Source organism: Cupriavidus sp. C2SS-8b, from assembly GCF_057073745.1.
The window spans coordinates 2806503-2832601 of record NZ_CP172716.1 but is presented as its reverse complement, the minus strand read 5'-3'; the positions used below and the strand labels follow the sequence as shown (position 1 = coordinate 2832601).

Below are 26099 nucleotides of genomic sequence, written 5' to 3'. Positions count from 1 at the left end.
AGAACAAAGACATGAACGCACACGAATCCCAATTCCTCCAGCGCGGCCAGCGCGAAATCCGCGCACCGCGCGGCACGCAGCTGCATTGCAAGAACTGGCTGATCGAAGCGGCCTACCGCATGATCCAGAACAACCTGGACCCGGACGTGGCCGAGCGCCCGCAGGACCTGGTGGTCTACGGCGGCATCGGCAAGGCCGCGCGCAACTGGGAATGCTTTGACGCCATCCTCGACAGCCTGCGCCGCCTGGGCGAGGACGAGTCGCTGCTGGTGCAGTCGGGCAAGCCGGTCGGCGTGTTCCGCACGCACCCGGACGCGCCCCGCGTGCTGATCGCCAATTCCAACCTGGTGCCGCACTGGGCCAACTGGGACAAGTTCAACGAACTCGATCGCGCCGGCCTGATGATGTATGGCCAGATGACCGCGGGCTCGTGGATCTACATCGGCACGCAGGGCATCGTGCAGGGCACCTACGAGACCTTTGTCGAAGCGGGCCGCCAACACTACAACGGCGACCTGTCGGGCAAATGGATCCTGACCGCGGGCCTGGGCGGCATGGGCGGCGCGCAGCCGCTGGCCGGCGTGCTGGCCGGTGCGTGCGTGCTGGCGATCGAATGCCAGGAATCGCGCATCGACTTCCGGCTGCGCACGCGCTATCTCGACAAGAAGGCCACCACGCTCGACGAAGCGCTGGCGATGATCGCCGAGGCCACGCAGAAGAAAGAAGCGATCTCGGTGGGGCTGCTCGGCAATGCCGCCGACATCGTGCCCGAACTCGTCAAGCGCGCACAGGCGGGCGGCATGCGACCGGATATCGTCACCGACCAGACCTCCGCGCATGACCTCGTCAACGGCTATCTGCCGCAGGGCTGGACCGTCGAGCAATGGGAGCAGGCGCGCCAGCAGGATCCGAAGTCGGTGGAGTCGGCCGCGCGCCCGTCGATCGTCAAGCATGTGCAGGCGATGCTCGCCTTCCAGCAGATGGGCGTGCCCACCGTGGACTATGGCAACAACATCCGCCAGGTCGCGTTCGACGAGGGCGTGAAGAATGCCTTCGACTTCCCGGGCTTCGTGCCGGCCTATATCCGTCCGCTGTTCTGCCGCGGCAAGGGGCCGTTCCGCTGGGTCGCGCTGTCCGGCGATCCCGAGGATATCTACAAGACCGATGCCAAGATGAAGGAACTGTTCCCCGAGGACAAGGCTCTGCACCGCTGGCTCGACATGGCGCATGACCGCATCGCGTTCCAGGGCCTGCCGGCACGCATCTGCTGGGTGGGGCTGGACGAGCGCCACCGCGCGGGCCTGGCGTTCAACGAGATGGTGAAGTCGGGCGAGCTGAAAGCGCCGATCGTGATCGGTCGCGACCACCTCGATTGCGGCTCCGTGGCCTCGCCCAACCGCGAGACCGAAGCCATGCGCGACGGCTCCGATGCCGTGTCCGACTGGCCACTGCTCAACGCGCTGCTGAACACCGCGGGCGGCGCCACGTGGGTCAGCTTGCACCATGGCGGCGGCGTCGGCATGGGCTTCTCGCAGCATTCGGGTGTCGTGATCGTCTGCGACGGCACCGATGCCGCGGCGAAGCGCATCGAGCGCGTGCTGTGGAACGACCCGGCCACTGGCGTGATGCGCCATGCCGATGCCGGCTATGAAATCGCCATCGATTGCGCGCACGAGAAGGGGCTCAACCTGCCGATGGTGGACCGCGCATGACCCGCTTCGCACTCGACACGCTTTCCCCCACGCCGTGGAAGAACGGCGGCGGCACCACGCGCGAGGTCGCCGTGTGGCCACCCGATGCGGGACTCGATGACTTTGCCTGGCGCATCAGCGTCGCAGACATCGCGGCGGACGGCCCGTTCTCGGCCTTCGCGGGCATCGACCGGCAGATCGTGCTGCTCGATGGCGCCGGCGTGCGATTGCGCGCTGCCGATGGCAGCTTCGACCATCGCCTCGATACCGTCGGCGAACCGTTTGCGTTCTCGGGCGATGCGGCTGTGGATGCCACGCTCATTGACGGCGCCACGCGAGACTTCAACGTGATGTCGCGCCGCGGCGTGTGCCGCGCAGAGGTCCACGCCATGGGGCATGGCTTCTCGTTCAACTCGGGCGAGGACGCCGTGGCGCTGTTCGTGCTGCGGGGCGCCTGGCGCGATCCCGGCGCGAGCCTGATGGAGCCGCTGCGCGCCAACGAGGGGGTCTGGTATCCCACTGGCGTCACCGCGGCATTCCATGCGCTCGCGCCGCTCGAAGACGATTCGCTGTGCCTGTGCATCACGCTGCAAACGGAGGCCGAGCCATGACCGCGCCTTTTGCTGCGGGCCCGCCCGAAGCCCGGTCCGCCGACGGCGTCTGGCAGCGCTGTCACCTGCTGCCCGATGCCGACCCGGACCGCGCCGTGCGCGACGGTGCGCTGGTGGTCGAGCAGGGCCGCATCGCGTGGCTAGGGCCGGAGGCCGATCTGCCAGCCGACTATCGCGGCCTGCCCCGTCACGATGCAGAGGGGGCATGGATCACGCCGGGCCTGGTCGATTGCCATACGCACCTGGTCTACGGCGGCCAGCGTGCCGATGAATTCGCCATGCGGCTGGCGGGCGCCAGCTATGAGGAGATCGCACGAGCGGGCGGCGGCATCCTGTCGTCGGTGCGTGCCACGCGCGCAGCGGAGGAAGACACGCTGTTCGCGCAGGCTGCTGCGCGCCTGGCGCCGCTGCTGGCCGAAGGCGTAACGGCGATCGAGATCAAGTCCGGCTATGGCCTGGAACTGGAGGCCGAACGCCGGCAACTGCGCGTGGCGCGCAGGCTCGGCGTTGCCTTCGGCGTATCGGTGCACACGACCTTTCTCGGTGCGCATGCGCTGCCGCCGGAGTATGCAGGACGTGCCGACGATTACATCGATCTGGTCTGCAACACCATGTTGCCAGCTCTCGCCGAAGAAGGACTGGTCGATGCCGTAGACGCCTTCTGCGAATCGGTCGGCTTCTCGCTGGCGCAGACCGAGCGCGTGTTTGATGCCGCCGCCCGTCATGGCCTGCGGGTCAAACTGCACGCGGAGCAGTTGAGCAACCTCGGCGGCGCCGCGCTGGCCGCGCGCCATCGCGCACTGTCGGCGGATCACCTGGAGCATCTGGACGAAGCCGGTGTGGCGGCCATGGCGGCCGCGGGCACGGTGGCGGTGCTGCTGCCGGGCGCCTACTATTTCCTGCGCGACACGAACCTGCCGCCGATCGCGCTGCTGCGCCGCCATGGCGTGCCCATGGCGATCTCCACCGACCACAATCCCGGGACGTCACCAGTGACATCGCTCCTGCTCATGATGAACATGGCCTGCACGTTGTTCCGCCTGACCGTGCCCGAGGCGCTGGCCGGCGTGACCACGCACGCGGCGCGCGCACTCGGCGCAGCGGACCGGCATGGCTTGCTCGCAGCGGGACGTGCCGCGGACTTTGTGCTCTGGCGCGTCGATTCCCCGGCGGAACTGGCCTACTGGTTCGGCCGCAATCCGGCTGCTGCCGTGGTGCGTCAGGGACGCATCCATCCGGGGCCGTCGCAACACGGCGGGAGGGCATGAGAGCATGAGCGAATCGCGCATTTTTGCACCCCATGCATTGCTGCCCACCGGCTGGGCTCGCGACGTGTTGCTGGCCTGGGACGCCGATGGCCGCCTGACCTTGGTACAGGCGGGCGCATGCGCCGCGGCCGACGTGCCGCGCGCGGCTGGTCCGGTATTGCCCGGCATGCCGAACCTGCATTCGCACGCGTTCCAGCGCGGCTTTGCCGGCCTGACCGAGTATCGCAGCGTGGCGCAGGGCGGAGACCCCGCCGGCGCCGATTCGTTCTGGAGCTGGCGCACGCAGATGTACCGCTTTGCGCTGCGCCTGTCGCCAGACACGCTTGAGGCCATCGCCACGCAGCTCTACATCGAGATGCTGCGCGCAGGCTACACCAGCGTGTGCGAGTTCCACTACGTGCACCGCGACATCGATGGCAAGCCCTATGCGGACGCGGCCGAGATGTCGCTGCGCCTGCTGCGCGCAGCCCAGCGCGCCGGCATCGGCATGACGCTGCTGCCCGTGCTGTACCAGACCGCTGGCTTCGGCAACAAGCCGCCGCTGGCCGAGCAGCGCCGCTTCCTGCACGACACCGATGCCATGCTGAAGCTGCTTGAACGGCTGGTACCGGCCTGCGGCGAGCACGGTGCCCGTCTTGGGCTGGCCCCGCATTCTTTGCGCGCGGTGCCGCCGCAAAGCCTGACGCACGCGCTGGCCGGCCTGCATGCAATCGATCCGACCGCTCCGGTGCACATCCACATCGCCGAGCAGCAGCGCGAGGTGGACGACTGTATCGCCTGGGCCGGCATCCGTCCGGTCGAATGGCTGCTCGACCACGCCGAGGTCGACGCGCGCTGGTGCCTGGTGCATGCGACCCATATGGACTGGGATGAGCGCCGGCGGCTCGCGCACAGCGGCGCCGTGGCCGGCATCTGCCCGACCACCGAGGCCAACCTTGGAGATGGCGTATTCGAGGCGGCGCCCTACATGGCCCAGCACGGCGCGTGGGGCATCGGCTCCGACAGCCATGCGAGCGTCAGCGTGGCGGAGGAACTGCGCATGTTCGAATACGGCCAGCGGCTGGCGCTGCAGCAGCGCAATGTGCTGGCGTCGGAGTCGCACCTGCAGGTCGCGGACCGCTTGTACCTGGAAGCCGTGACCGGCGGCGCGCGCGCCGCGGGGCGTGCGGTGGCGGGACTGGCAGCCGGCCAGCAGGCGGATTTCGTGGTGCTCGACGGTGCGCATGCGGCGCTGGCGGGGCTCGATGGCGCGCAGGCGCTCGCCACGCACGTCTTTGCCAACCACGGCCATGAGACACTAGCGGAGGTCCGCACGGCCGGCCGTTGCCGCGTGCAGCATGGCGCGCATCCGCTGCAGGCGGAAGCCGGCCGGCTGTTCGTGGCCGCGCGCGCGAGCCTGCTGGGCGACTGAAACCGGAAGCCGCCGCCTTGGGGCGGCGTGCTGCCAAGCCTCACACAGACCATGTCCTTTTCTACCGATACCCCCGCCTTTACCTTGCATCGCGGCACCCGCCCGCTGCTGGTATCGATGCCGCACGTCGGCACCCATTTGCCCGCCACCGTGTCACAGCGGCTGACCGCCGAAGCGCGCACCGTGCCCGATACCGACTGGCACCTGGAACGCCTCTACGACTTCGCGCGCGAACTCGGCGCCTCGGTGCTGGCGGCCACGCATTCGCGCTATGTGGTGGACCTGAACCGTCCGCCCGATAACGCCAACCTGTATCCCGGCCAGGACACCACGGGCCTGTGCCCGGTCGACACCTTCGACAAGACGCCGCTGTACGTCAGCGGCGTGGGTCCGGATGAAGCCGAGATCGGCATGCGCCGCGATGCTGTATGGCGGCCGTACCACACCGCGCTGGCGGAAGAGCTGGCGCGCCTGCGCCAGCAGCACGGCACCGTGGCGCTGTGGGATGCCCATTCGATCCGCTCGGTGCTGCCGCGCTTCTTCGAAGGCAAGCTCCCGGACTTCAACCTGGGTACGGCCAACGGCGACAGTTGCGACCAGGCGCTGGCAGACGAGCTGCTGGAGATCGCGCAGGACGTGCCCGGCCATACCGCCGTGCTGAACGGACGCTTCAAGGGCGGCTATATCACGCGCAACTATGGGCAGCCGCGTGATGGCGTGCATGCCGTGCAGCTTGAACTGGCGCAATCGGCGTACATGAGCGAGTCGTATCCGTTTGCGTATGACGAAGCGAAGGCCTCGGCGCTGCAGCCGTCGCTGAAGCAGATGCTGGTGGCGATGCTGGGGTTTGTGGAAGGGCGTTGAGTCGCACTTCGTTGGGACGCTGGCCCTCTCCCCCAGCCCCCTCTCCCGCACGCGGGAGAGGGAGCATCCCAAGCCGGCCTTGCAAGTGCCACGTGCTGCGATACGCCACGGGTTTGCTCCCCTCTCCCACTTGTGGGAGAGGGGCGGGGGAGAGGGCAAGCGCTCGCCGTAGCCAATACCCTCACAACAACGAATCCGCCAGCCTGCAAAGGTTCTGCCACGTCCGCGTCCGCAACGGCCGCCGAGCCCATGTCTCCCGCACCACCGTATCGCTGTCCGCCAGATAGCGCTGCTGGATCCGCACCATCTTCTCCACCACCTCGCGGTCATAGATCACCAGCGCCGCCTCGGCATTGAGCGCGAACGAGCGGATATCCATATTGGTCGATCCCACCATGGCCACGGTGTCGTCGATGGTCACGTGCTTGGCATGCAGGAATGCCGGCCGGTACAGGTGGATCTTCACGCCCGATTCCAGCAGCACGCCGAAATAAGCTTCCTGCGCGGCCTGCGTGAAGCGCTGGTCGATGCGCTGCGACAGCACCAGGTGCACGTCCACGCCGCGGTAGCACGCCACGTGCAGCGCCTGCAGGAACGCTTCATCGGGCACGAAGTACGGCGTGGTGATGACCACGCGGCGCATGGCGTTGTGGATCATCGAGACCAGCACCATCTGCGCGTTCTGCGTACCGTAGCCCGGTCCGCTCGGCAGCATCTGCGCGATGCTCGGGCCGTCCGGCGCCAGCGGCGGGAAATCCGCCGCGCCAAGCTCCTTGTCGCCGGTTTCCAGGTAGCGGTCCGCCAGGAACACGGCCTGCAACTGCGACACCGCCGGACCCGTGACGCGCGCCACCAGTTCCTCGTTGGGCAGGCCCGGCATCGACTCCGCATCGACGATGTTCTGCGAGCCGATATAGCCGACGCGGCCATCGAGCACCACGATCTTGCGGTGGTTACGCAGGTCGAAGCGCGCGCTCTTGCCCTTGAGTACCGCTGACAGCGAGCCCATCGGCAGCACCGGCACCACCTGCACGCCGGCCTCCCGCAATGCACTCGTGAAGGCCTTCAGGCCGTCACGCGCGCCCAGCGCGTCGAGCAGCACGCTGCAGCGCACGCCGCGGCCCGCGGCGCGCAGCACGGCGTCGGTGATCGTGCGGCCGGTGGCGTCGGCGGCGTAGATGTACATGAGGATGTGCACCGACTGCACCGCGGCATCGATATCGGCCACCATTGACGCCACGACTTCGTCGTAGCGGTCCATCAGCGTGACCGTGTTGCCGCGCATCGGCGCGAACGAGCCGACGCGCTCGATCAGGCAGGACCCGGTCTGGCACACCCCGTCGGGCAGCGGAACTTCCGGCAGCTCGTGGCTGAGGCGCTCGCGCAGCTGCTCGATGCCGCCGTTGATGCGGGCCAGCTTCACGCTGCGTGATTTCGGATAGTAGATGCGCCCGAACAGCGCATAGAGCAGCAAGCCAAGCCAGGGCAGGAAGAAGATCAGCAGCAGCCATGTACGCGCGGCTGCGGGGGCGCGGCGCTGCGGTACATAGACCAGCATGGTCAGGCGGATCGCCCACTCGGTCAGCGCGAACAGCGGGTCCGACCACAGGGCGGGGTCGGGCAGCGAAGACAGGAACGACGGAAGCGGCATGCCAGGGCTCGGGTATGGCGGCGGAGGGCAACGGAAATCGCCCAGACCATACCAGAGCCGGCTGCCCGCGGCCATACGTGGCAACCGCGGTGGGCAGCCGCGGCGGGCAACCGGGGCCGGCACCTCGCGGCGCCGGCCAGTGCGGCGCTTACTTCTTCACCACGTTCTTGTCGGCCTTGTTGCCGGTGGCCGCGTTGTACTTCTCCACATACTCCTCGAACAGCTTACGGATCGAGCGGCCGATCTTGGCGTAGTCCGATTCGTTCAGGTTGGCCAGCGACACGCGGCCCGACGGGTGGCGCGTACCGAAGCCGCGGCCCGGCAGCAGCACCACGCCGGAATCCTCGGCCAGGCGGAACAGCAGTTCGTTGGGCTCCACCGATGCCAGCACCCATTTGACGAAGTCCGGCCCCAGCGCCTTGCCGCCCAGGGCTTCGATATCGAGCAGCGTGTAGTAGTCCACGGCGTTCGGATCGTCCGCCTCCGGCGCGATGCCGATCTCGCGGTACAGCGCCGCCTTGCGGCTGCGAATCAGGCGCTTCATGGCGATCTTGTAGCTGTCCGGCGTGTCCATCAGCGAGAACAGCGAGAACAGCACCATCTGCACCTGCTGCGGCGTCGACAGGCCCGCCGTGTGGTTCAGCGCCACGGTGCGGCTGTCGGCCACCAGGCGGTCGATGAACTTGAGCTTGTCCGGCTCGGTCGTGATCGACGTATAACGCTCGTGCAGTTCCTTGCGCGAGGCTTCGGGGAGTTTGGCGATCTTCTCGTCGAAGACATTGTCGCGGTGCGTGGCGATCACGCCGAGCCGCCAGCCGGTCGCGCCGAAGTACTTCGAGAACGAGTACACCAGGATGGTGTTCTTCGGGCACATCGCAAACAGCGAGACGAAGTTGTCGGCAAAGGTGCCATACACATCATCGGTCAGGATGATCAGGTCCGGACGTTCTTCGATGATTGAAGCCAGGTACTCCAGGCTTTCATCGCTCATGCGCACCGAAGGCGGGTTGCTCGGGTTCACGAGGAAGAAGGCCTTGACCTTGGGGTCGCGCAGCTTGTCGAGTTCCTTGTTGGAGTACTGCCAGTTGCTGCCGGGGTCGGCGTCGATGGACAGCTCCACCAGCTTGTAGTCGTTCAGCTCGGGGATCTCGATATACGGCGTGAAGATCGGCATGCCCAGCGCGATCGTGTCGCCGGGCTTGAGCAGGTGGTTCTCGCGGATCGAGTTGAACAGGTAAGTCATGGCCGCGGTACCGCCTTCGACGGCGAACAGGTCGAAGTCGCCGATGAACGGATGATTGCCGATCATCTCCTTGCGGATGTACTGGCCAACGATGACCTCGGACAGATTCAGCATGCGATCCGGCACGGGGTAGCTGCAGGCCAGGATGCCTTCGCACATCTCATAGAGGAACGCGCCGGCATTCAGGCCGAGCTGGTCGCGCACATAGGACACGGCACCCGCAAGGAATGCCACGCCGGGCACATCGGCGAATTCGCGCGCAAACAGGTCGAAGCGTTCTTCGATGCCTTCGCGCCGCGGGAAGCCGCCCACGCCCTCGGGCATGTACGAGAACGAACGCTCGGATTCGCGCATGGCGAACAGGCCGAGCTGCCAGAAGGCATGACGCGGCACGGTTGCGAGGAAGTTCGGATTGCCGCGGCCCGCGTTCAGCATCAGGCGATCGGCGTCGCTGCTGGCTAGCTTGATCAGTTCATCCTTCAGTTCAAACGGCGAGAGGCTGGCCAGCTTGGAGATATCCGGTTTGCTCATGACTTGCTCCTGTAAAGACGCTTGTCGGGTTGGCGCTGGCGGGCCGCAGGGCAGGGTTGGCCCGCGCAGCAGGATGGGCGACGACGATGCAACAACGGGCCCGCTATACCGCTATACGAGGCCCACCACCAGCGGTCCGAGCAGCGTCAGCAGCACGTTGGCGATGGCATAGGTAATGGCGAAGGGCACGGTCGGCACCGGGCTCTCCGCCTTGTCGAGGATGCCGCCGAAGGCGGGGTTGGCACTGCGCGAGCCGGACAGTGCGCCGGCGAGCAGCGCGGCGTTGTCGTACTTGAGCACGTAGCGGCCGAAGAACATGGTCAGGAACAGCGGCAGCAGCGTGACCACGGCACCGAGGATGAAGATGGTCAGCCCCTGCTGCTTCAGCGTGGTGGCAGCTTGCAGGCCGGAGTTGATGCCGACGATGGCGACGAACGCGGCCAGCCCGAAATCCTTGAGCAGCTGGCAGGCCGCCGTGGGCATGGCGCCGAACATCTTGTGCTTGGAGCGGGCCCAGCCGAACACCAGGCCGGACAGCAGCGCGCCGCCGCCGGCGCCGAGCGTGAGCGGGATCGAGCCGACGCGCCATACCAGCAGGCCGATCAGCAGACCCACCAGCACGCCTGCGCCGAAGTAGACGAAGTCGGTCTTCTCGGTGGGCACCAGCTCGTAGCCTGCCATCTCGGTCGCGCGCTTGGTATCGGCCGGCGTGCCATAGAGCGTGATGATGTCGCCGTGCTGCAGCTTCAGTTCCGGCAGCAGCGGCAGCGGATGGTCATAGCGCTCGAGCTGCTCGATGTAGACGCCATGGCGCATGTCGCGTCCCACGATCTCGACGATCTCCGCCACGGTCTTGTTGTTCATGCCCTTGGCGCTGAACACCACCTTGCGCGTCTGCATGACCACGCCCATGCCATCCGCGTCGGCCACTTCCTCGCCGATCCGTGCCGCCGTCGGTATCATGGCATCACGCCGACCCACTAGCAGGACCAGGTCGCCTTCCTTCAGCACCTCATCCTGCTTGACCTCGAGGGCCTTGCCGCCGCGCTGAATCTTTTCCACGGTCACCAAGTCCTCGCCGCCGATCTCGATTTGCGAAACGGTCTTGCCGGCGGCATCGGTGACGCGGAACAGGCGGCCCGTCAGTCGCGGCAGTGCGCCACGCTGGCCCGGACCGAACTGCGGCAACCCGCCATGCAGCTTCGCTTCCATCTTCTTGGCGTCGGCTTTGAGATCGGCCTTCATGAAGCGCGGCAGGATGTTCACGCAGACGATGATGGCGCCCAGCGATCCGAATACGTAGGTGACGGCGTAGCCGATCGCGACGTTGGCTTGCAACTGCTTGACCTGTTCTGGCGGCAGGCCGAGCTTGGTGATGGCATCGCCCGCGGTGCCGATAATGGCCGACTGCGTCATGCCGCCCGCGGCAAGTCCCGCTGCAATGCCCTTGTCGAGATCGAAGATCTTCGCCAGGACCACCACCGTCACCAGGCCGCACACCGCCATGAAGACTGCCATGGCGATCTCGCGCAGCGAGCTGCGGTTCAGCGAGTTGAAGAACTGCGGGCCGCTTTCGTAGCCCACGGCGTAGATGAACACTGCGAACATCACGGCCTTGACGCCATTGTCGATCTGCACGCCAAACTGGCTGATCACCACCGCGGCCAGCAGCGAGCCGGCCACGCCGCCAAGCTGGAAGCGCCCGAAGGTAATCTTGCCGATGGCGTAGCCAACGGCCAGCGCAAGGAATAGCGCTGATTCCGGCGATTTCTGGAAGATGTCATGCAACCATTCCATGGTGCCCTCCTGAAGCAATCGATGCGAGTAGAGACGACGTTTCGACAAGCTGCTGCCGGGGTCTTGCAGGGACAGTTCTCTCGCGCGGCCTCTCTCGTGCCGCGTCTTTCAATGTGTTGCCAGCGCGCCGGCCACGGCCACCGAGATGGGGCCCAGCAGCGGCAGCAGGACATTGGAGATCGCGTACGTGATCGTGTAGCCGATTACCGGGGTGCCGTTGCCGGCCGCGGTGGTCAGCGCCATGATGGTCGGCGTGCTGCAGTGCTGTCCGGCAACGGCGCCGAGCAGGATGGGCGTGTCGAGCTTGAGCCAGCGATGGCCGATGAACAGCGAGATCGCGGCCGGCACCACCGAGACCAGGATGCCCGCCACCGGCAGGACCAGGCCATATTCGCGGATGAGCTTGATCGCGTCAGGACCGGCGGAGAGGCCCACCGCCGCAATGAAGGTGGCCAGGCCGAAGTCCTTCAGGATCTCGGCGGCGGAAGAGGGCAGCGAGCCGAACAGCGGCACGCGGGCGCGCAGCCAGCCGAACATCAGGCCCGACACCAGGCAGCCGCCGCCGGTGCCGAGCGTGAGATCGGCGCTCCCCAGCTTGACGCTGAGGCCCCCGATCAGCATGCCCAGCAGAACGCCGATGCCGAGGAACACGAAGTCGGTCTTGATGGTCGGCGTGATGGTGTAGCCGAGTTCCGGCACCACGCGCTGCACGGCCTCCTGCGGGCCCGCAAGGGTCAGCACGTCGCCGCGCTCGAGCACGGTTTCGGGCAAGGCGGGAACGCCGTGCTGCATGCGCGCGATGCGCTGGATATAGACGCCGCGTCCCATGCCGACATCGGCCATCTGGCGCAGGCGTGCCAGCGTGAGACCAACGATCTCGCGCCGCGTGAGCAGGACGTCGTGTTCGCTCTGCACCGCGTCCATGCCGGGCTCTTCCGGCAATTCGGGGCCGACCAGTCCGGCGAAGGCCACCATGGCATCGCGCCGGCCAACGGCGAGCACCACATCACCGCCGCGCAGGATCTCGTCGGGGGTCGGCCGGAACGTGTTCCCGTCGCGCCGTACACGCCGGATCGTTACGCCCAGCGCGACCAGCTTCTCGGTATCGAGCACCGTCTTGCCGGCCACGTGGTCGACGCGCAGCACGCGCGCGACCAGTAGCGGCAACGCGCTGCTCTGGCCTGCGCCCAAGTCGTTCTCGCCGCCGAGCTTGTGCCACAGTTTTTCGGCGGACTCGCGCAGGTTCACGCGCAACAGCCACGGCGCCAGCTGGCTGGTGAACAGGACGATCGAGATCAGGCCGAACAGGTAGGTCACGCTGTACGCCGTGACGATATTGGTCTGCAGGACGCGTATCTGTTCCGGCGAAATGTCCAGCCGCGAAATCGCTTCGGACGCGGTGCCGATCACGGCGGATTCCGTCGCGGCGCCGGCCAGCAGGCCCGCGGCGGTGCCCTGGTCCAGCGCAAGCAGCGGCACCGCAATGGCCAGCAGTGCCAGCAGCACAAAGGCTTCCACGAGCGAGAGCAGGCCGATGCGCCATTCGCGCCCGACATTGGCAAAGAACTGCGGCCCGCCGGTGAAGCCCAGCGCGAAGATGAATACGGCGAACGCCACGTTCTTGACGTCGTCGTCGAGGCGCGCGCCGCTTTGCCCGATCACGAGCGAAGCGATCAGCGTCCCGCAGATACCGCCGAGCTGGAACGGGCCGAAGCGGATCGCGCCGATGGCATGGCCGACCGCAAGCGCGAGGAACAGCGCTATTTCCGGTTGCGAGGCAAGCAGGCCTGAAAGCAGTTCCATGGCGCGGCAGCGATATCCTTGGGGCGTGCGGCGTGGCGCGAAGTGCGTTGCGCAGGGCCGCCTGAAACGCGGCCGTTTGGCCAGAACGCATCAGCATCCGCAGGGGATGCAGCGTGATGGATTATCACTGTCGATTTGCAGCAGGCGTACTGAAAGCTTTTATCCGTGAATTAAATAATTAAAGGCCGTCAATGGCCGCCGCGCGGCAGCACGCGGCGGACCCTGTGACTCTCACCCGAATGGGGTGCGGCACTGCAATGGCAACAGCAAACGGCTATTTGCCGCCGGCGAGCCGTGCGTCGATGTGCTTGGCACGCTCCAGCGAGCCGGGGTGGCTGCTGAGCATGCTGGACTGTCCGCCATCGAGTGCCGCCAGCTTGCGGAACGCGGAGGCCAGCGCCTGCCGGTTGGCACCGTTCCTGGTGAGCAGGTCGAACGAATAGTCATCGGCGGCGCTTTCCTGCCGTTGCGAGAACTGTGCATTGATGAATTGTTCGCCCAGGTCCGCGATTTGCGACGAGGTCAGCGCGGTCAGCGTCGGACTGCCTAGCGAGCCGAGCAGCCCGCGTGCGGCCGACGTACTGTACGCCACCTGCATGGCGTGCTTCGTATGCCCCAGCGCGACGTGGCCGATCTCGTGGCCCACCACGCCGCGGACTTCGTCGTCGCTCATCAGGTCCATCAGGCCGCTGTAGACGCGAACGCAGCCGTTGGCCATGGCCCAGGCATTGACGTCCTTGGTGATGTACACCTTGGCGTCGAGCGGCAGGCCGGTATTGCCGAGCCCGCTCATCACGTTGGCAAGGCGTTTGGTGTAGGGGCTGTCGGCCGCGGCAATGGTGTTTTTCTTGTCCATTTCCGCGCAGGACTGGTCGGACAAGGTTTTGACGTTGGCGTCGGTCAGCGAGGCTGCCGAGAACAGGCTGCCGCCGGCTTGCGTCATGCTGTCCATGTTCATGTTGGCGCAGCCGGCCTGCAAGGCCACGCAGACCACGGCAGGGACGGCAACTCGCGCGATTCGCGTCATGGTTCGGCTCCAGGGCGGAATTGACCAATGCATAGCATAGGAAAACCGGGAGCGAATGCGCCAGTGGAGTTTGTCCGACACGGACGCGCCAGCGCGCGCGTCCTGTGACGTGGAGCGTTTTTTCAGCGGGCCTCGGGCCGTTTCGCGCACATTGCGGGGACGGCTCCCGACGGCTCAGATTCGCGGCAGTTCGTAGGCGATGGTGCGGATGACACCACCGCTATCGGCCACCTCGCAAAGGATCCGCGCGGACCGCACCTTCAGGTTGAACGGCGGCGCGGTCAGCACCAGCCCGCTCGGCTGCGCGCCGAACAGGCGCAGGTGCGAGCCGATCGTCTTGTCCAGATTGGGCGTGAAGTTCGCGCTCTGCGGCAGGTACTCGGTCAGGATCAGCACCTTGTATGGGACCAGCTTCGACAGCACGGTGGCAATGCGCGCGTTGTCCAGGTGATCGAGCACCTGGCGCAGGAACACGATATCGCCCGCGGGCAGCGGGTCGGTCGTGATGTCGACGCAGCGGAAATCCACGTCGAGATCGGCAAACCGCGACCGGTTCGACTGGACCGCTGCGTCCACGACATCGCAGCCGATATAGCGCCCGCACACGGCGCGGATGCGCTTGCCCACGTTGAAGTCGCCGCAGCCCAGGTCGACGACGGACGGCCGCTCCGGCATCGCGCTCAGGTACTCAGTCACGGCCTGGACATACGGGTCGACGATCTTCGGATCATGGGAACTGCTGCCGCTGTAGAACCCCGACTGGTCTTCCGCCACGCCCCAGGCGCCGGTTTCATACACATGGGTGAACACCTCGCCCAGCGACTTGCCCTCGTACAACGATCCTTCCCTGCGGATCACGCGGTCGCGGTGGAATTTCAGGATCCACGCAGGCATCAAGGGCTTCAGCCGTTGCTTGAATCGTTGCGCCAGCACGGAACGTGGGGAAGTGGCTGCCGTCGTCATGTTGCCTCCTGTCTGGGGACAGATGTGGAAGGGGTCCGGATGTTTGAGCTTAGTAACAATAAGGGGCGGCTTCATCCCAAAGACTGATGAGGTTTGTGCGGAAGGCCGCAGAACGGGTGGATGGGTTTTAAGCGGTTGCTGCGGCGATGGGCGCGCGAGCGAGCATGCGGTCCTGCATCGGGGACGGCTTGCCTGAATTGCGAAGCTGAGGGAAAGAAAACGACGTAGGAAAGATTTGGTGCCCGGGGTCGGACTCGAACCGACACGCCTTGCGGCGGGGGATTTTGAGTCCCCTGCGTCTACCTGTTTCACCACCCGGGCAGGTGTGGGCGCCTGAATCGGCACCGCGCTGAGCCGCGAATTATGCCGGAAATCGCACCAGCCGACAAGCTGTAGCACGCATCAGCGGCCCCGGCGGGCGTTGGTGCGGTGGTTGCGGGCCGCCCTGACGCTGGCGGGCGCCAGGGCGTGGCCGGCGCGCTCAGCTTTCCAGCACGCGCAGCAAGGACGAGGTATCGTCCTTGCCCCAGCCCTTTTCCATCAGCGTCTGGAGTTGCCCCGAGGTGGCCTCCATGGCCGGCAACTTCAGGCCGATTTCCTGCGCGATATCACGCGCGAGCCCGAAGTCCTTGTCATGCAGGCGTGCCTCGATGCCGGCGGCAAAGTCGTGCGCGACCATCTTCGGGCCCATCATGTCGAGCATGCGGCTGCCCGCCATGCCGGTGGACATGGCCTCGAACACGCGTGCGGTATCGACCTGCTGCGCGTACGCAAAGCGCATGGCCTCGGCGATGCCTTCGATATTGACCACCTGCGCGATCTGGTTGCACAGCTTGGCCACCTGGCCGGCGCCGTGGTCGCCGATGTGGGTGATGGTCTTGCCGAGCAGCGCCAGCAGCGGGCGCACGCCTTCCAGCACTTCGGGCTTGCCGCCGGCCATGATGGTAAGCGTGCCGGCCTCGGCGCCCATGGTGCCGCCCGATACGGGGCAGTCGAGCATGTCGATGCCGCGTGCGGCCAATGCCGTGGCGATTTCGCGCGTGACGATCGGCGAGATGGTGCTGTGGTCGATGCAGACGGTGCCGGGCGCGGCGCCGTGGATCACGCCGTTCTCGCCCAGCAGCACGCCGCGCACGTCCTCGGACGAGGTCACGTTGGTGAACACCACGCTGGCGCCGCGCGCGGCTTCGGCGGGCGTGAAGAACGGTTCGGCGCCCAGCGCGCGCGCGGCCTCGGCCGCTTCTGGGCGGCGCACGAAGGCGCGCACCGTGTGGCCGCCGGCCAGCAGGTGGCGGACCATGTGCGAGCCCATGGCGCCCAGGCCGATGAAGGCGACGGTGCGTGCGGAGGATTGTGGATTGGCGGTGGTCATGCGGTGTTTCCTTTTCAGTCCGGTCGTGCCGGTCGCAATGGCTGCGGATACTACTCGTCACCCGCGTAGGCGAACTTGCCGTTGCGGACGGTTCCCATCACGCGCGAACGCTGGTCGAAGCCCTGGTGGTCTTTCGCGCTCATGTTCATCACGCCGTTGGGAATGGTGAGGTTCGAGGTGGTTTCAATGGCGTTGCGCAAGGCGTTGCGGAACTCGCGCGTGCCCGGCTGCGCGCCGGTCTTCAGTGCGCGCCGCGAGGCATCGTCGAGCAGCTGCCACGCGCCCCACGCGTCGCCGGCGAATTGCGTCACGCTGTCGGCGCCGTACTTCGCTTCATAGCGCGTGACGAAATCAAGCGCCACCTTGCGCACCGGGTGGCTGGCCGGCAACTGGCGCGCGACCACGACGGGCCCGGTCGGGAACAGCGTGCCTTCCACGTCCTTGCCGCCGACGCGGAGGAAGTCCCACGTGGCGATGCCGTGGGTCTGGTAGATCTTGCCCTTGTAGCCGCGCTCGGCCAGCGTCTTCTGCGGCAGCACCGCGGGCGTGCCCGAGCCGGCGATGAGGATGGCGTCCGGATTGCCCGACATCAGCTTGAGCACCTGACCTGTAACGGAGGTGTCGTTGCGGCCAAAGCGTTCATTGCCGACTACCTTCAGTTTGCGCACTTCCGCCAGGCGCGAGAACTCGCGCCACCAGCTTTCGCCGTAGGTGTCGGAAAAGCCGATGAAGCCGACCGTCTTCACGCCATGGTTGCTCATGTACTCGGTCAGCACCGTGGCCATGTGCGAGTCGTTCTGCGGCATCTTGAAGGCCCAGCGCCGGCGCGCATCGGTCAGCGGCTCGATGATCGCGGCGGAGGCGGCCAGCGCTACCATGGGCGTTTCGCCCTCGGCGATGGCGTCCAGCGCGGCAATCGCATTGGGCGTGATGTTGGGGCCGACGATGACGTCGACCTTTTCCTCGGAGATCAGCTTGCGCACGTTGCGCACCGCGGCGGCCGGGTCCGAGCCGTCGTCCAGCAGCACGTAGTGGGCCTTCTGCCCGCCCAGCGTCTGCGGCCACATCAGCACCGTGTTCTTCGACGGAATGCCGATCGACGCCGCCGGACCGGTGGTCGAGACATCGACGCCGACACGGATGTCGGCCAGCGCGGCATTGGCGATCAAGGCGGTGGCAGAGGCGCAGGCGACGGCAAGCGCGCGGCGCAGCAGGTTGGGCATGGTTCTCCTCCTGGTGTGTGTGTTTTTCTTTTTGAGGGTTGCTCCCTCTCCCGCAAGCGGGAGAGGGAGCAACCACAGGGGGCAAGCTTACCGCGCCCCCAGCCGCCAGAGCGACGTCACTTCCGCTGAGCGCGCCGCATGGAGCGCGTCGGCGGCGTCCGTTGCGCGCGGGTGGCGCGGACGGATATCCGTGCGGCCCAATACCTGCAGGCCGGCCGCTTCGATCCAGCCGAGCAGTTGCTCGCGCGAACGCAGGCCAAGGTGCTCGGCCAGGTCGGACAGCAGCAGCCAGCCCTCGCCGCCAGGCTCCAGGTGGGCCGCCAGGCCGTCCAGGAAGCCACGCAGCATGACGCTGTCGGGGTCGTAGACGGCGCGCTCCACGGGCGAACTCGGTCGTGCCGGCACCCACGGCGGGTTGCAGACGATCAGCGGCGCACGGCCTGCCGGGAACAGGTCGGCTTCGATTACCTCGACCTGGCCAGCCACACCAAGCTGTTCAATGTTTTCGCGCGCGCAGGCGAGCGCACGCGGGTCCTGGTCCGTCGCCACGACGCGCTTGACGCCGCGCCGTGCCAGCACGGCCGACAGCACCCCAGTGCCTGCGCCGATGTCGAACGCCAGCGCCTTCGACGGCAGCGGCGCATTGGCGACGAGGTCCACGTATTCGCCGCGCACCGGCGAGAACACGCCGTACCACGGATGGATGCGCGCGCCGAGCGCAGGAATCTCCACGCCTTTGCGACGCCATTCATAGGCGCCGATCATGCCGAGCAGCTCGCGCATCGACGCGACGTAGGGTTCGCCGGCGTTGCCATAGACCTGCTCGCAAGCCTGCGCGACATCCGGCGCGCGGCGCAGCGGCACCGTATGGTCGGCGTCGAACGGCAGCAGCAGCATGCCCAGCGTGCGCGCGCGCTGGGACTGTGCCAGCCGGTGCTGGTGGAAGGCTTCGGTCGGCGACTCGGACGCATGCTTGTGTCCGGGCCGGCTCTTTTTCTTCGGCTTGCGCTCGGTGCGGCGGGCCATGGCCTGCAGCATCTGGCGGGCATTCTGGAAGTCGCCGCGCCATAGCAGCGCGGTGCCTTCGCAGGCCAGGCGGTATGCGGTATCGGCGGAGATGGTGTCATCGGCCACCACCACGCGGCGTGGCGGCGGCAGGCCGGCTTCGGAGCGCCACTGCGCGCTGCGTTCGGCGCCGTCCTCGGTCCAATGGATTTTCGGCAATTCGCTCACGGGCGGGCCTCCGGGTGGCACGGGTGTGCCAGGAAAACGTGCATAAAGGTGTCCTGCATAGAAATAGGGAAGGGCGGGAGCCGCGGCCTCAGAGTTCGTAGACCTCGTGCTCGCCCGACATGGCTTGCTCCACCAGCTTGCGGTTCAGCGTCGGGGAGAACAGTTCGATGAAGGTATAGACAAAGCTGCGCAGGTAGGCACCCTGCTTGACGGCCAGGTGCGTCACATTGGTGCCGAACAGGTGGCCGGCCGGGATGCCGCGCAGGTTGCGGTCGCGCTCGGCATCGTAGGCCAGGCCGGCAACAATGCCGACGCCGAGCCCGACTTCCACATAAGTCTTGATCACGTCCGCATCGATGGCCTCTAGGACGATGTCGGGCTCCAGGTGGCGCAGCGCGAAGGCCTTGTCGATCTTGGGGCGGCCGGCAAAGTTCGGATCGTAAGTGATCAGCGGATAGCCCTTCAGGTCTTCCAGCGCCAGGTGCTTCTTTTCCAGCAACGGATGATCGGGAGGCGTAATCACCACATGTTGCCACTGGTGCCCCGGCAGGGAGACCAAAGTCTTCTCGCTGGAGATGCCTTCCGTCGCAATGCCGATGTCCGCCTGGTCATGCAGCAGCATGTCGGCGATCTGCGCGGGGTTGCCCTGCTGGATCGACAGCCGGACCTTCGGGTAGCGCTTGGTGAACTCGCTGATCACCCGCGGCAAGGCGTAGCGCGCCTGCGTATGCGTGGTGGCGATGGTGAAGTTGCCCTGGTCTTGGGCGGCATAGTCCATGCCCACGCGCTTCAGGCTTTCCACTTCCTGCAGGATCTTTTCCACGGAGTTAAGGATGCGGCGCCCCGGCTCAGTCAGGCTGCGGATGCGCTTGCCATGGCGCGTGAAGATATCGACACCCAGCTCTTCTTCCAGCTCGATGATGGCCTTGGACACACCCGGTTGTGATGTGTAGAGCGCTTTTGCGGCTTCCGTCAGGTTGTAGTTCTGGCGTACCGCTTCACGCACAAAGCGAAACTGGTGCAGGTTCATATAACTTCAGTCGTATAAACAAACAACTTCTTATTAGTTTGAGGTATGAGGCCAGTTTATTACGATTCTCGAACTTTGTTAATGAACGGCCAGCCCGCATTGCGCCCGCACCCGCCACCCTGAAAGTGGCGCAGGCAAGACGGAATGGCCCAAAAGAGCTTCTCAATGTCCCTTGCCTATACCGTTTCCGGTTTGCTGGTAGGCGTCCTCGTCGGTCTGACCGGGGTAGGCGGGGGCTCGCTCATGACGCCGCTGCTGACGCTGCTGTTCGGCTTCTCGCCGGCCACGGCAGTCGGCACGGACCTGGCCTTCGCCTCCATCACCAAGGGCTTCGGCACGCTGGCGCACCGTGCGCACGGGCATGTGCAGTGGCAGGTCGTGCGCCGCCTGTGCCTGGGCAGCCTGCCGGCCGCGGTGGCCGCCATCCTCGTCCTGAAGAGCGCCGGCGAACTCCATGGGCAGTGGCTGCACGCAATTCGACTGACGATCGGCGTGTCGGTGCTGCTGACCGTCTTGTCGCTGCTGTTCCGCAAGCAGATGCTGGCCTGGCTGGCGCGCAATCCGCGCTTCCAGCTGGAAGGCCGCGCACAAGTCATTGCCACCGTTGTGGTCGGCGCCGTGATCGGCGTGCTGGTCACGGTGTCGTCGATCGGCGCCGGCGCGGTTGGCGCCACGCTGATCCTGCTGCTGTATCCCCATATGAAGCCGGCCGAAGTGGCCGGTACCGATATCGCCTACGCCGTCCCGCTGACGGCGCTGGCCGGGCTGGGCCATGTGTGGCTCGGCACCGTCGACTGGAATCTGCTGCTGGCGCTGCTGGTGGGCTCGATCCCCGGCATCTGGCTGGGTGCACAGCTCTCCCGCGCGCTGCCCGAGCGCCTGGTGCGCGCGGCCCTGGCCACCACGCTGACCCTGGTCGCCATCAAGCTCGTCTCCTGAATCCCACGAATACTGAACGGACCCCGCCATGTATCAGTACGACCAATATGACCAGCGCATCGTCAACGAGCGCGTCGCCCAGTTCCGTGACCAGGTGCGCCGCCGCCTGTCGGACGAGCTGACCGAAGAAGAATTCCTGCCGCTGCGCCTGCAGAACGGCCTGTACATGCAGCGCCATGCCTACATGCTGCGCGTGGCGATTCCGTACGGCCTGCTGGCTTCGAAGCAGCTGCGCAAGCTGGCCCATATCGCGCGCGAGTACGACCGCGGCTATGGCCACTTCTCGACGCGCCAGAACATCCAGTACAACTGGATGGAACTCGAGCGCGTGCCCGACGTGCTGGCCGAACTCGCCAGCGTCGAGATGCACGGCATCCAGACCTCGGGCAACTGCGTGCGCAATATCACCACCGACCACTTCGCCGGCGTCGCGCCGGACGAGTCGGTCGACCCGCGCGTGCTGGCCGAACTGCTGCGCCAGTGGAGCACGTTCCAGCCGGAATTCGCGTTCCTGCCGCGCAAGTTCAAGATCGCGATCTCGGCCTCGAAGGACGACCGCGCCGTGGTGCAGATGCATGACATCGGCATCTACGTGTACAAGAACGACGCCGGCGAGACCCGCATCCGCGTGCTGGCCGGTGGCGGCCTGGGCCGTACCCCGATCCTCGGCACGATCATCAAGGATGACCTGCCGTGGCAGCACATGCTGACCTACGTCGAGTCCGCCATCCGCGTGTACAACCGCTATGGCCGCCGCGACAACAAGTACAAGGCCCGCATCAAGATCCTGGTGAAGGCCATCGGCGCCGAGAAGTTCGCGCAGGAAGTCGAAGAGGAATGGCAGTACAGCAAGGACGGCCCCGGCACGCTGACGCAGGACGAGTTCGACCGCGTGGCGCAGTACTTCACGCTGCCGGCCTATGAGAAGCTGGCCGACACCGATGCTTCGTACGAGAAGCACCTGCTCGAAGACAAGGCCTTCGCGCGCTGGGTGAGCCGCAGTGTGCATGGCCACAAGGTGCCGGGCTACGCCGCCGTGACGCTGTCGACCAAGCCGGGTCCGGTCTCGCCTCCGGGGGACGCCACCGCCGAGCAGATGGAGGCCGTGGCCGACCTGGCCGACCGTTTCGGCTTCGGCGAGCTGCGCGTCGCGCACGAGCAGAACCTGGTGCTGCCGGACGTGAAGAAGCACGACCTGTACGACCTGTGGCAACTGGCGAAGAAGGCCGGCCTGGCCACGGCCAACATCGGCCTGCTGACCGACATCATCGCCTGCCCGGGCGGCGACTTCTGCTCGCTGGCCAATGCCAAGTCGATCCCGATCGCGCTGGCCATCCAGGAGCGTTTCGACAACCTGGATTTCGTCCATGACCTGGGCGAAGTGTCGCTGAATATCTCGGGCTGCATCAACGCCTGCGGCCACCATCACGTCGGCAACATCGGCATTCTCGGCGTCGACAAGGACGGCTCGGAGTGGTACCAGGTCACGCTGGGCGGCGCCCAGGGCAACAGCACCGCGCTGGGCAAGGTCATCGGCCCGTCGTTCAGCGCCGAGGAAATGCCGGACGTGATCTCGCGCATCATCGAGACCTTCGTGGCCAACCGCATCGAAGACGAACGCTTTATCGAAACCGTGACCCGGATCGGCCTGGCCCCGTTCAAGGAACGCGTGTACGCCGACAAGCAGCCGCGCGAGCGCGCCGAAGCCTGAGGACCGGAGAAAGCAACATGGCAAAGATCATTCAACTGCAACGTACCGCCGACGCGGTCACCCCGGTCATCGTCGAAGACAACTGGACCGTGCTGCGTGGCGCCGAAGGCCAGCCGCTGAGCGAAGAGCAGATCACCGCCGCCGTGCAGGGCCAGGACGCCGTCCTGTTCCCGCTGGCGGTGTGGAAATCGCATCAAGACCTGCTGGCGGGCCGTGCCCGCGAGCGCACCGGCGTGTGGCTGGCCCCCGAGGACGAGCCGGGCGATGCCCAGGCGCTGTTCGACGGCGTGGCCGTGGTCGCGGTGGATTTCCCGGTGTTCCGCGATGGCCGCGGCTTCTCCACGGCATACCTGCTGCGCACGCGCTACCAGTGGAAGGGCCAGCTGCGCGCCATCGGCGACGTGCTGCGCGACCAGCTCAACTTCATGAAGCGCTGCGGCTTCGATACCTTCGCGGTGCGCGCCGACAAGAACATCGACGACGCCATCAAGGGCTTCACCGAGTTCACCGTGGCGTACCAGGCTTCGGTCGACGAGCCGCTGCCGCTGTTCCGCCGCGCACGCGCCGAGGTTGGCGCAAGGGAATCGGCATGAGCGCTGCATTGAGCGACATCGCGGTGGTGGATGCCGGTGCGCCGGCGTCGGCGCTGCGTCCCGCGCTGTGGACCATGCCCGAGTACACGGGCAGCGTGGCCGCGCTGGAAGAGAAGGAGCGCGAGCTGGCGAGCCGCCTGTCGGGCATTGCCGCACGTTTCTTCCGCGCGCGCTTCGCCACCAGCCTCGCCGCCGAGGACATGGTGCTGACCGACGCGATCCTGCGCGGCACGCAGGCCGTGCGCGCGGGCATCCGCGTGTTCACGCTGAACACCGGCCGCCTGCATGCGGAGACGCTGGCTGTGCTGGACCAGGTGACCGGTCACTATGGCTACACCATCGAGCAATACACGCCGGATTCCGAGGCAGTTGAAAACTACCTCAAGAAGCACGGCTTGAACGCTTTCTACGACAGCGTCGAGCTGCGCAAGGACTGCTGCGGCATTCGCAAGGTGGAGCCACTGAACCGCGCGCTGTCGCACGCCGACGCCTGGATGACCGGCCAGCGCCGCGAGCAGGCCGTCACGCGCGCCGAGCTGCCGTTCGAAGAAATGGACGACGCCCGCGGCATCCCCAAGTTCAATCCGCTCGCGGACTGGACCGAGGCCGAGGTGTGGGCATACCTGAAGCGCCACAACGTACCGGTCAACGCGCTGCATGCCAAGGGCTACCCCAGCATCGGCTGCGAACCCTGTACCCGCGCGGTGCGCGCCGGTGAAGACGTGCGCGCCGGGCGCTGGTGGTGGGAGAGCAAGGACTCGAAAGAGTGCGGGCTCCACGAACAGAACATCAAGCATTGAGATTGGGGCCGAACGACATGGGCATCATGAACGACATCGCAAGCGCCGCCAGCAGCGTGGCGCACCTGCTGCAGGTACAGAACGACCACCTCGACCGCCTCGAGGCCGAATCGATCTACATCATCCGCGAGGTGGTGGCCGAGTGCCGCAACCCGGCACTGCTGTTCTCGGGCGGCAAGGACTCGATCGTCATGCTGCACCTGGCGCTGAAGGCCTTCCGCCTGGGCGAGCGCAAGATCGAGCTGCCGTTCCCGCTGGTGCACATCGATACCGGCCACAACTACCCGGAAGTGATCACCTTCCGTGACCAGCGCGTGGCCGAACTCGGCGCGCGCCTGGTGGTGGGCCATGTGGAAGAGTCGATCAAGCGCGGCACCGTGCGCCTGCGCAAGAACACCGATTCGCGCAACGCGGCGCAAGCCGTGACGCTGCTGGAAACCATCGCCGAGCATCAGTACGACGCGCTGATGGGCGGCGCCCGCCGCGATGAAGAGAAGGCCCGCGCCAAGGAGCGCATCTTCTCGTTCCGCGACGAGTTCGGCCAGTGGGACCCGAAGGCCCAGCGCCCCGAGCTGTGGAGCCTCTACAACGCCCGCATGGCGCAGGGCGAGCAGATGCGCGTGTTCCCGATCTCGAACTGGACCGAGCTCGACGTGTGGCAGTACATTGCCCGCGAAAAGCTGGCGCTGCCGCCGATCTACTACACGCACCAGCGCGAAGTGGTACGCAAGAACGGCCTGCTGGTGCCGGTGACGCCGATCACGCCGAAGCAGGACGGCGACGTCAGCGAAGTGCTGTCGGTCCGCTTCCGCACCGTGGGCGACATCAGCTGCACCTGCCCGGTGGCCAGCACGGCGGATTCGCCGGAAGCGATCATCGCAGAAACGGCCGTGACCGAGATCACCGAGCGCGGCGCCACGCGCATGGACGACCAGACCAGCGAGGCGTCGATGGAACGCCGCAAGAAGGAAGGCTATTTCTAAGCCGACGCAGCCAAGGATTCAGACATGACTCACCAATCTACCCACCAGGGCCTGCTGCGTTTCATTACCGCGGGCTCCGTCGACGACGGCAAGAGTACGCTGATCGGCCGCCTGCTGTTCGACAGCAAGGCTGTGCTGTCCGACCAGCTGACCGCGCTGGCCAACGCCAAGAACAAGCGCACCGCCGGCGAGCAGATCGACTTCTCGCTGCTGACCGACGGCCTCGAGGCCGAGCGCGAGCAGGGCATCACGATCGACGTGGCGTACCGCTATTTTTCGACCGCGCGCCGCAAGTTCATCATTGCCGATACGCCGGGCCACGAGCAGTACACCCGCAACATGGTCACGGGCGCCTCGACCGCGCATGCGGCCATCGTGCTGGTCGATGCCACCCGCGTGACCGTCAAGGACGGCCGCGCCGAACTGCTCGCGCAGACCAAGCGCCATTCGGCCATCCTGAAGCTGCTGGAGCTGCAGCACGTGATCGTGGCCGTCAACAAGATGGACCTGGTCGACTACAGCGAAGCACGCTTCAACGAGATCCGCACGGCCTATGCCGAGCTGGCCGAACAGCTCGGCCTGAAGGATGTGCGCTACGTGCCGGTGTCGGCGCTGCGCGGCGACAACATCGTGCACGCCAGCGACGCCATGCCGTGGTACCGGGGCGAGTCGCTGCTGCCGCTGCTTGAAGAACTGCCGGTGGAAGAGGCTGCGCCGGAGGGCGACGCCGCGCTGCGCTTCCCGGTGCAGTTGGTGATCCGCCAGGACGGCTCGCAGTCGGACGATTTCCGCGGCTACGCCGGCCGTGTCGAGGCAGGCACCGTGCGCGTCGGCCAGAAGCTGCGCGTGCTGCCGGCCAACCGCGACGCGGTGGTGGCCGAGGTGCTGACACCGAACGGCGCCGCCGATTCGGCCAGTGCCGGCGATACCGTGACGGTGCGCCTGGCCGAGGACGTCGATGTATCGCGTGGTGACATGTTCGTCGCCGCCGACGCGACGGCGGCCTCCGCCAAAAAGCTGCAGGCCGACCTGTGCTGGTTCGACGACGAATCGCTGAACCCGTCGCGCAAGTATGTGCTCAAGCACACCACGGCCAGCGTGTTCGCACGTGTGTCGGCTGTGGATCGCGTGCTGGACGTGCATACGCTGTCGCATGAGACCGGCCGCCACGATATCCGCCTGAACGATATTGGCTCGGTGCAGCTTTCGCTGCAGAAGCCGATCGTTTGCGACACCTACGGTGACAACCCGGCGACCGGCGCGTTTGTGCTGATCGACGAGGCGACCAATCACACGGTGGCTGCGGGCATGATCCGTGCATACTCCTGAGCGTTACGACACAACGTCAGGCGCGA

Annotated in this window: 21 protein-coding genes and 1 tRNA gene; 11 read left to right on the top strand and 11 right to left on the bottom strand. The window is 66.4% G+C overall.

Annotation, left to right across the window (positions count from 1 at the left end; translation table 11 throughout):
• Positions 1-11 precede the first annotated feature (11 nt).
• The 5 genes from hutU to hutG are packed head-to-tail and all read left to right on the top strand — an operon-like array spanning position 12 to position 5845.
• On the top strand, positions 12-1712 hold the full coding sequence (gene hutU / locus ACIGJB_RS13100; RefSeq protein ID WP_483730220.1) for a urocanate hydratase: 1701 nt from the start codon (positions 12-14) through the stop codon (positions 1710-1712).
• Complete coding sequence (locus ACIGJB_RS13095; protein WP_483730219.1) at positions 1709-2302, top strand: HutD/Ves family protein; 594 nt, start codon at positions 1709-1711, stop codon at positions 2300-2302. Before hutU ends, ACIGJB_RS13095 begins: the two co-directional genes overlap by 4 nt.
• Positions 2299-3570 carry an imidazolonepropionase gene (gene hutI / locus ACIGJB_RS13090; RefSeq protein WP_483730218.1) on the top strand — a complete coding sequence of 424 codons (1272 nt, stop codon included), beginning with the start codon at positions 2299-2301 and terminating at the stop codon, positions 3568-3570. Before ACIGJB_RS13095 ends, hutI begins: the two co-directional genes overlap by 4 nt.
• A gap of 4 nt (positions 3571-3574) precedes the next feature.
• Positions 3575-4981 carry a formimidoylglutamate deiminase gene (locus ACIGJB_RS13085; RefSeq protein ID WP_483730217.1) on the top strand — a complete coding sequence of 469 codons (1407 nt, stop codon included), beginning with the start codon at positions 3575-3577 and terminating at the stop codon, positions 4979-4981.
• Between the two features lie 51 nt (positions 4982-5032).
• On the top strand, positions 5033-5845 hold the full coding sequence (gene hutG / locus ACIGJB_RS13080) for an N-formylglutamate deformylase (protein ID WP_483730216.1): 813 nt from the start codon (positions 5033-5035) through the stop codon (positions 5843-5845).
• A gap of 181 nt (positions 5846-6026) precedes the next feature.
• Here hutG and cls read toward each other — a convergent pair whose 3' ends face one another.
• From cls to ACIGJB_RS13025, 11 genes are all read right to left on the bottom strand, one after another.
• Positions 6027-7496 carry a cardiolipin synthase gene (cls, locus tag ACIGJB_RS13075; protein ID WP_483730215.1) on the bottom strand — a complete coding sequence of 490 codons (1470 nt, stop codon included), beginning with the start codon at positions 7494-7496 and terminating at the stop codon, positions 6027-6029.
• 148 nt (positions 7497-7644) lie between these two features.
• On the bottom strand, positions 7645-9270 hold the full coding sequence (locus ACIGJB_RS13070; RefSeq protein ID WP_483730214.1) for a bifunctional aspartate transaminase/aspartate 4-decarboxylase: 1626 nt from the start codon (positions 9268-9270) through the stop codon (positions 7645-7647).
• A 111-nt stretch (positions 9271-9381) separates the two neighbouring features.
• Positions 9382-11067, bottom strand: coding sequence for an aspartate-alanine antiporter (aspT, locus tag ACIGJB_RS13065; RefSeq protein ID WP_483730213.1), 1686 nt, complete (start codon positions 11065-11067; stop codon positions 9382-9384).
• Between the two features lie 108 nt (positions 11068-11175).
• Complete coding sequence (gene aspT / locus ACIGJB_RS13060; RefSeq protein ID WP_483730212.1) at positions 11176-12870, bottom strand: aspartate-alanine antiporter; 1695 nt, start codon at positions 12868-12870, stop codon at positions 11176-11178.
• Positions 12871-13144: 274 nt separating this feature from the next.
• Positions 13145-13897, bottom strand: a complete 753-nt coding sequence (loiP, locus tag ACIGJB_RS13055) for a metalloprotease LoiP (protein ID WP_483730211.1) — start codon at positions 13895-13897, stop codon at positions 13145-13147.
• Between the two features lie 174 nt (positions 13898-14071).
• Positions 14072-14860 carry a class I SAM-dependent methyltransferase gene (locus ACIGJB_RS13050; RefSeq protein WP_483730210.1) on the bottom strand — a complete coding sequence of 263 codons (789 nt, stop codon included), beginning with the start codon at positions 14858-14860 and terminating at the stop codon, positions 14072-14074.
• A gap of 236 nt (positions 14861-15096) precedes the next feature.
• Positions 15097-15181: transfer RNA gene (locus ACIGJB_RS13045), tRNA-Leu, on the bottom strand.
• A gap of 160 nt (positions 15182-15341) precedes the next feature.
• Positions 15342-16232 (bottom strand): NAD(P)-dependent oxidoreductase, encoded by an 891-nt coding sequence (locus ACIGJB_RS13040; RefSeq protein WP_483730209.1) that lies wholly within the window; start codon positions 16230-16232, stop codon positions 15342-15344.
• A gap of 50 nt (positions 16233-16282) precedes the next feature.
• Positions 16283-17455, bottom strand: coding sequence for an ABC transporter substrate-binding protein (locus tag ACIGJB_RS13035; protein WP_483730208.1), 1173 nt, complete (start codon positions 17453-17455; stop codon positions 16283-16285).
• Between the two features lie 87 nt (positions 17456-17542).
• Positions 17543-18688 carry a methyltransferase gene (locus tag ACIGJB_RS13030; RefSeq protein WP_483730207.1) on the bottom strand — a complete coding sequence of 382 codons (1146 nt, stop codon included), beginning with the start codon at positions 18686-18688 and terminating at the stop codon, positions 17543-17545.
• Between the two features lie 88 nt (positions 18689-18776).
• The gene (locus ACIGJB_RS13025) at positions 18777-19718 is read right to left on the bottom strand and encodes a CysB family HTH-type transcriptional regulator (protein WP_483709091.1); all 942 of its coding nucleotides are present in this window, start codon (positions 19716-19718) and stop codon (positions 18777-18779) included.
• Positions 19719-19883: 165 nt separating this feature from the next.
• On the opposite strand from ACIGJB_RS13025, the gene ACIGJB_RS13020 reads away from it, so the two are divergent.
• From ACIGJB_RS13020 to ACIGJB_RS12995, 6 genes are read left to right on the top strand one after another with little or no spacing between them, the layout of a single operon-like run.
• Positions 19884-20657, top strand: coding sequence for a sulfite exporter TauE/SafE family protein (locus ACIGJB_RS13020; RefSeq protein ID WP_483730206.1), 774 nt, complete (start codon positions 19884-19886; stop codon positions 20655-20657).
• Positions 20658-20685: 28 nt separating this feature from the next.
• Positions 20686-22368, top strand: coding sequence for a nitrite/sulfite reductase (locus ACIGJB_RS13015; RefSeq protein ID WP_483730205.1), 1683 nt, complete (start codon positions 20686-20688; stop codon positions 22366-22368).
• Between the two features lie 17 nt (positions 22369-22385).
• Positions 22386-22961, top strand: coding sequence for a DUF934 domain-containing protein (locus tag ACIGJB_RS13010; protein WP_483730204.1), 576 nt, complete (start codon positions 22386-22388; stop codon positions 22959-22961).
• On the top strand, positions 22958-23761 hold the full coding sequence (locus ACIGJB_RS13005) for a phosphoadenylyl-sulfate reductase (RefSeq protein ID WP_483730203.1): 804 nt from the start codon (positions 22958-22960) through the stop codon (positions 23759-23761). The genes ACIGJB_RS13010 and ACIGJB_RS13005 overlap by 4 nt, the downstream gene beginning before the upstream one ends.
• Before the next feature lie 17 nt (positions 23762-23778).
• A complete protein-coding gene (gene cysD / locus ACIGJB_RS13000) occupies positions 23779-24744 on the top strand; it encodes a sulfate adenylyltransferase subunit CysD (RefSeq protein WP_483730202.1) in 966 nt (321 codons plus the stop codon).
• A 24-nt stretch (positions 24745-24768) separates the two neighbouring features.
• Complete coding sequence (locus ACIGJB_RS12995) at positions 24769-26073, top strand: sulfate adenylyltransferase subunit 1 (protein ID WP_483730201.1); 1305 nt, start codon at positions 24769-24771, stop codon at positions 26071-26073.
• Positions 26074-26099 lie beyond the last annotated feature (26 nt).

Coding starts and splice junctions, on each gene's coding strand:
- hutU (WP_483730220.1), top strand. CDS start 12: ATGAACGCACACGAATCCCAATTCCTCCAGCGCGGCCAGCGCGAAATC.
- ACIGJB_RS13095 (WP_483730219.1), top strand. CDS start 1,709: ATGACCCGCTTCGCACTCGACACGCTTTCCCCCACGCCGTGGAAGAAC.
- hutI (WP_483730218.1), top strand. CDS start 2,299: ATGACCGCGCCTTTTGCTGCGGGCCCGCCCGAAGCCCGGTCCGCCGAC.
- ACIGJB_RS13085 (WP_483730217.1), top strand. CDS start 3,575: ATGAGCGAATCGCGCATTTTTGCACCCCATGCATTGCTGCCCACCGGC.
- hutG (WP_483730216.1), top strand. CDS start 5,033: ATGTCCTTTTCTACCGATACCCCCGCCTTTACCTTGCATCGCGGCACC.
- cls (WP_483730215.1), bottom strand. CDS start 7,496: ATGCCGCTTCCGTCGTTCCTGTCTTCGCTGCCCGACCCCGCCCTGTGG.
- ACIGJB_RS13070 (WP_483730214.1), bottom strand. CDS start 9,270: ATGAGCAAACCGGATATCTCCAAGCTGGCCAGCCTCTCGCCGTTTGAA.
- aspT (WP_483730213.1), bottom strand. CDS start 11,067: ATGGAATGGTTGCATGACATCTTCCAGAAATCGCCGGAATCAGCGCTA.
- aspT (WP_483730212.1), bottom strand. CDS start 12,870: ATGGAACTGCTTTCAGGCCTGCTTGCCTCGCAACCGGAAATAGCGCTG.
- loiP (WP_483730211.1), bottom strand. CDS start 13,897: ATGACGCGAATCGCGCGAGTTGCCGTCCCTGCCGTGGTCTGCGTGGCC.
- ACIGJB_RS13050 (WP_483730210.1), bottom strand. CDS start 14,860: ATGACGACGGCAGCCACTTCCCCACGTTCCGTGCTGGCGCAACGATTC.
- ACIGJB_RS13040 (WP_483730209.1), bottom strand. CDS start 16,232: ATGACCACCGCCAATCCACAATCCTCCGCACGCACCGTCGCCTTCATC.
- ACIGJB_RS13035 (WP_483730208.1), bottom strand. CDS start 17,455: ATGCCCAACCTGCTGCGCCGCGCGCTTGCCGTCGCCTGCGCCTCTGCC.
- ACIGJB_RS13025 (WP_483709091.1), bottom strand. CDS start 19,718: ATGAACCTGCACCAGTTTCGCTTTGTGCGTGAAGCGGTACGCCAGAAC.
- ACIGJB_RS13020 (WP_483730206.1), top strand. CDS start 19,884: ATGTCCCTTGCCTATACCGTTTCCGGTTTGCTGGTAGGCGTCCTCGTC.
- ACIGJB_RS13015 (WP_483730205.1), top strand. CDS start 20,686: ATGTATCAGTACGACCAATATGACCAGCGCATCGTCAACGAGCGCGTC.
- ACIGJB_RS13010 (WP_483730204.1), top strand. CDS start 22,386: ATGGCAAAGATCATTCAACTGCAACGTACCGCCGACGCGGTCACCCCG.
- ACIGJB_RS13005 (WP_483730203.1), top strand. CDS start 22,958: ATGAGCGCTGCATTGAGCGACATCGCGGTGGTGGATGCCGGTGCGCCG.
- cysD (WP_483730202.1), top strand. CDS start 23,779: ATGGGCATCATGAACGACATCGCAAGCGCCGCCAGCAGCGTGGCGCAC.
- ACIGJB_RS12995 (WP_483730201.1), top strand. CDS start 24,769: ATGACTCACCAATCTACCCACCAGGGCCTGCTGCGTTTCATTACCGCG.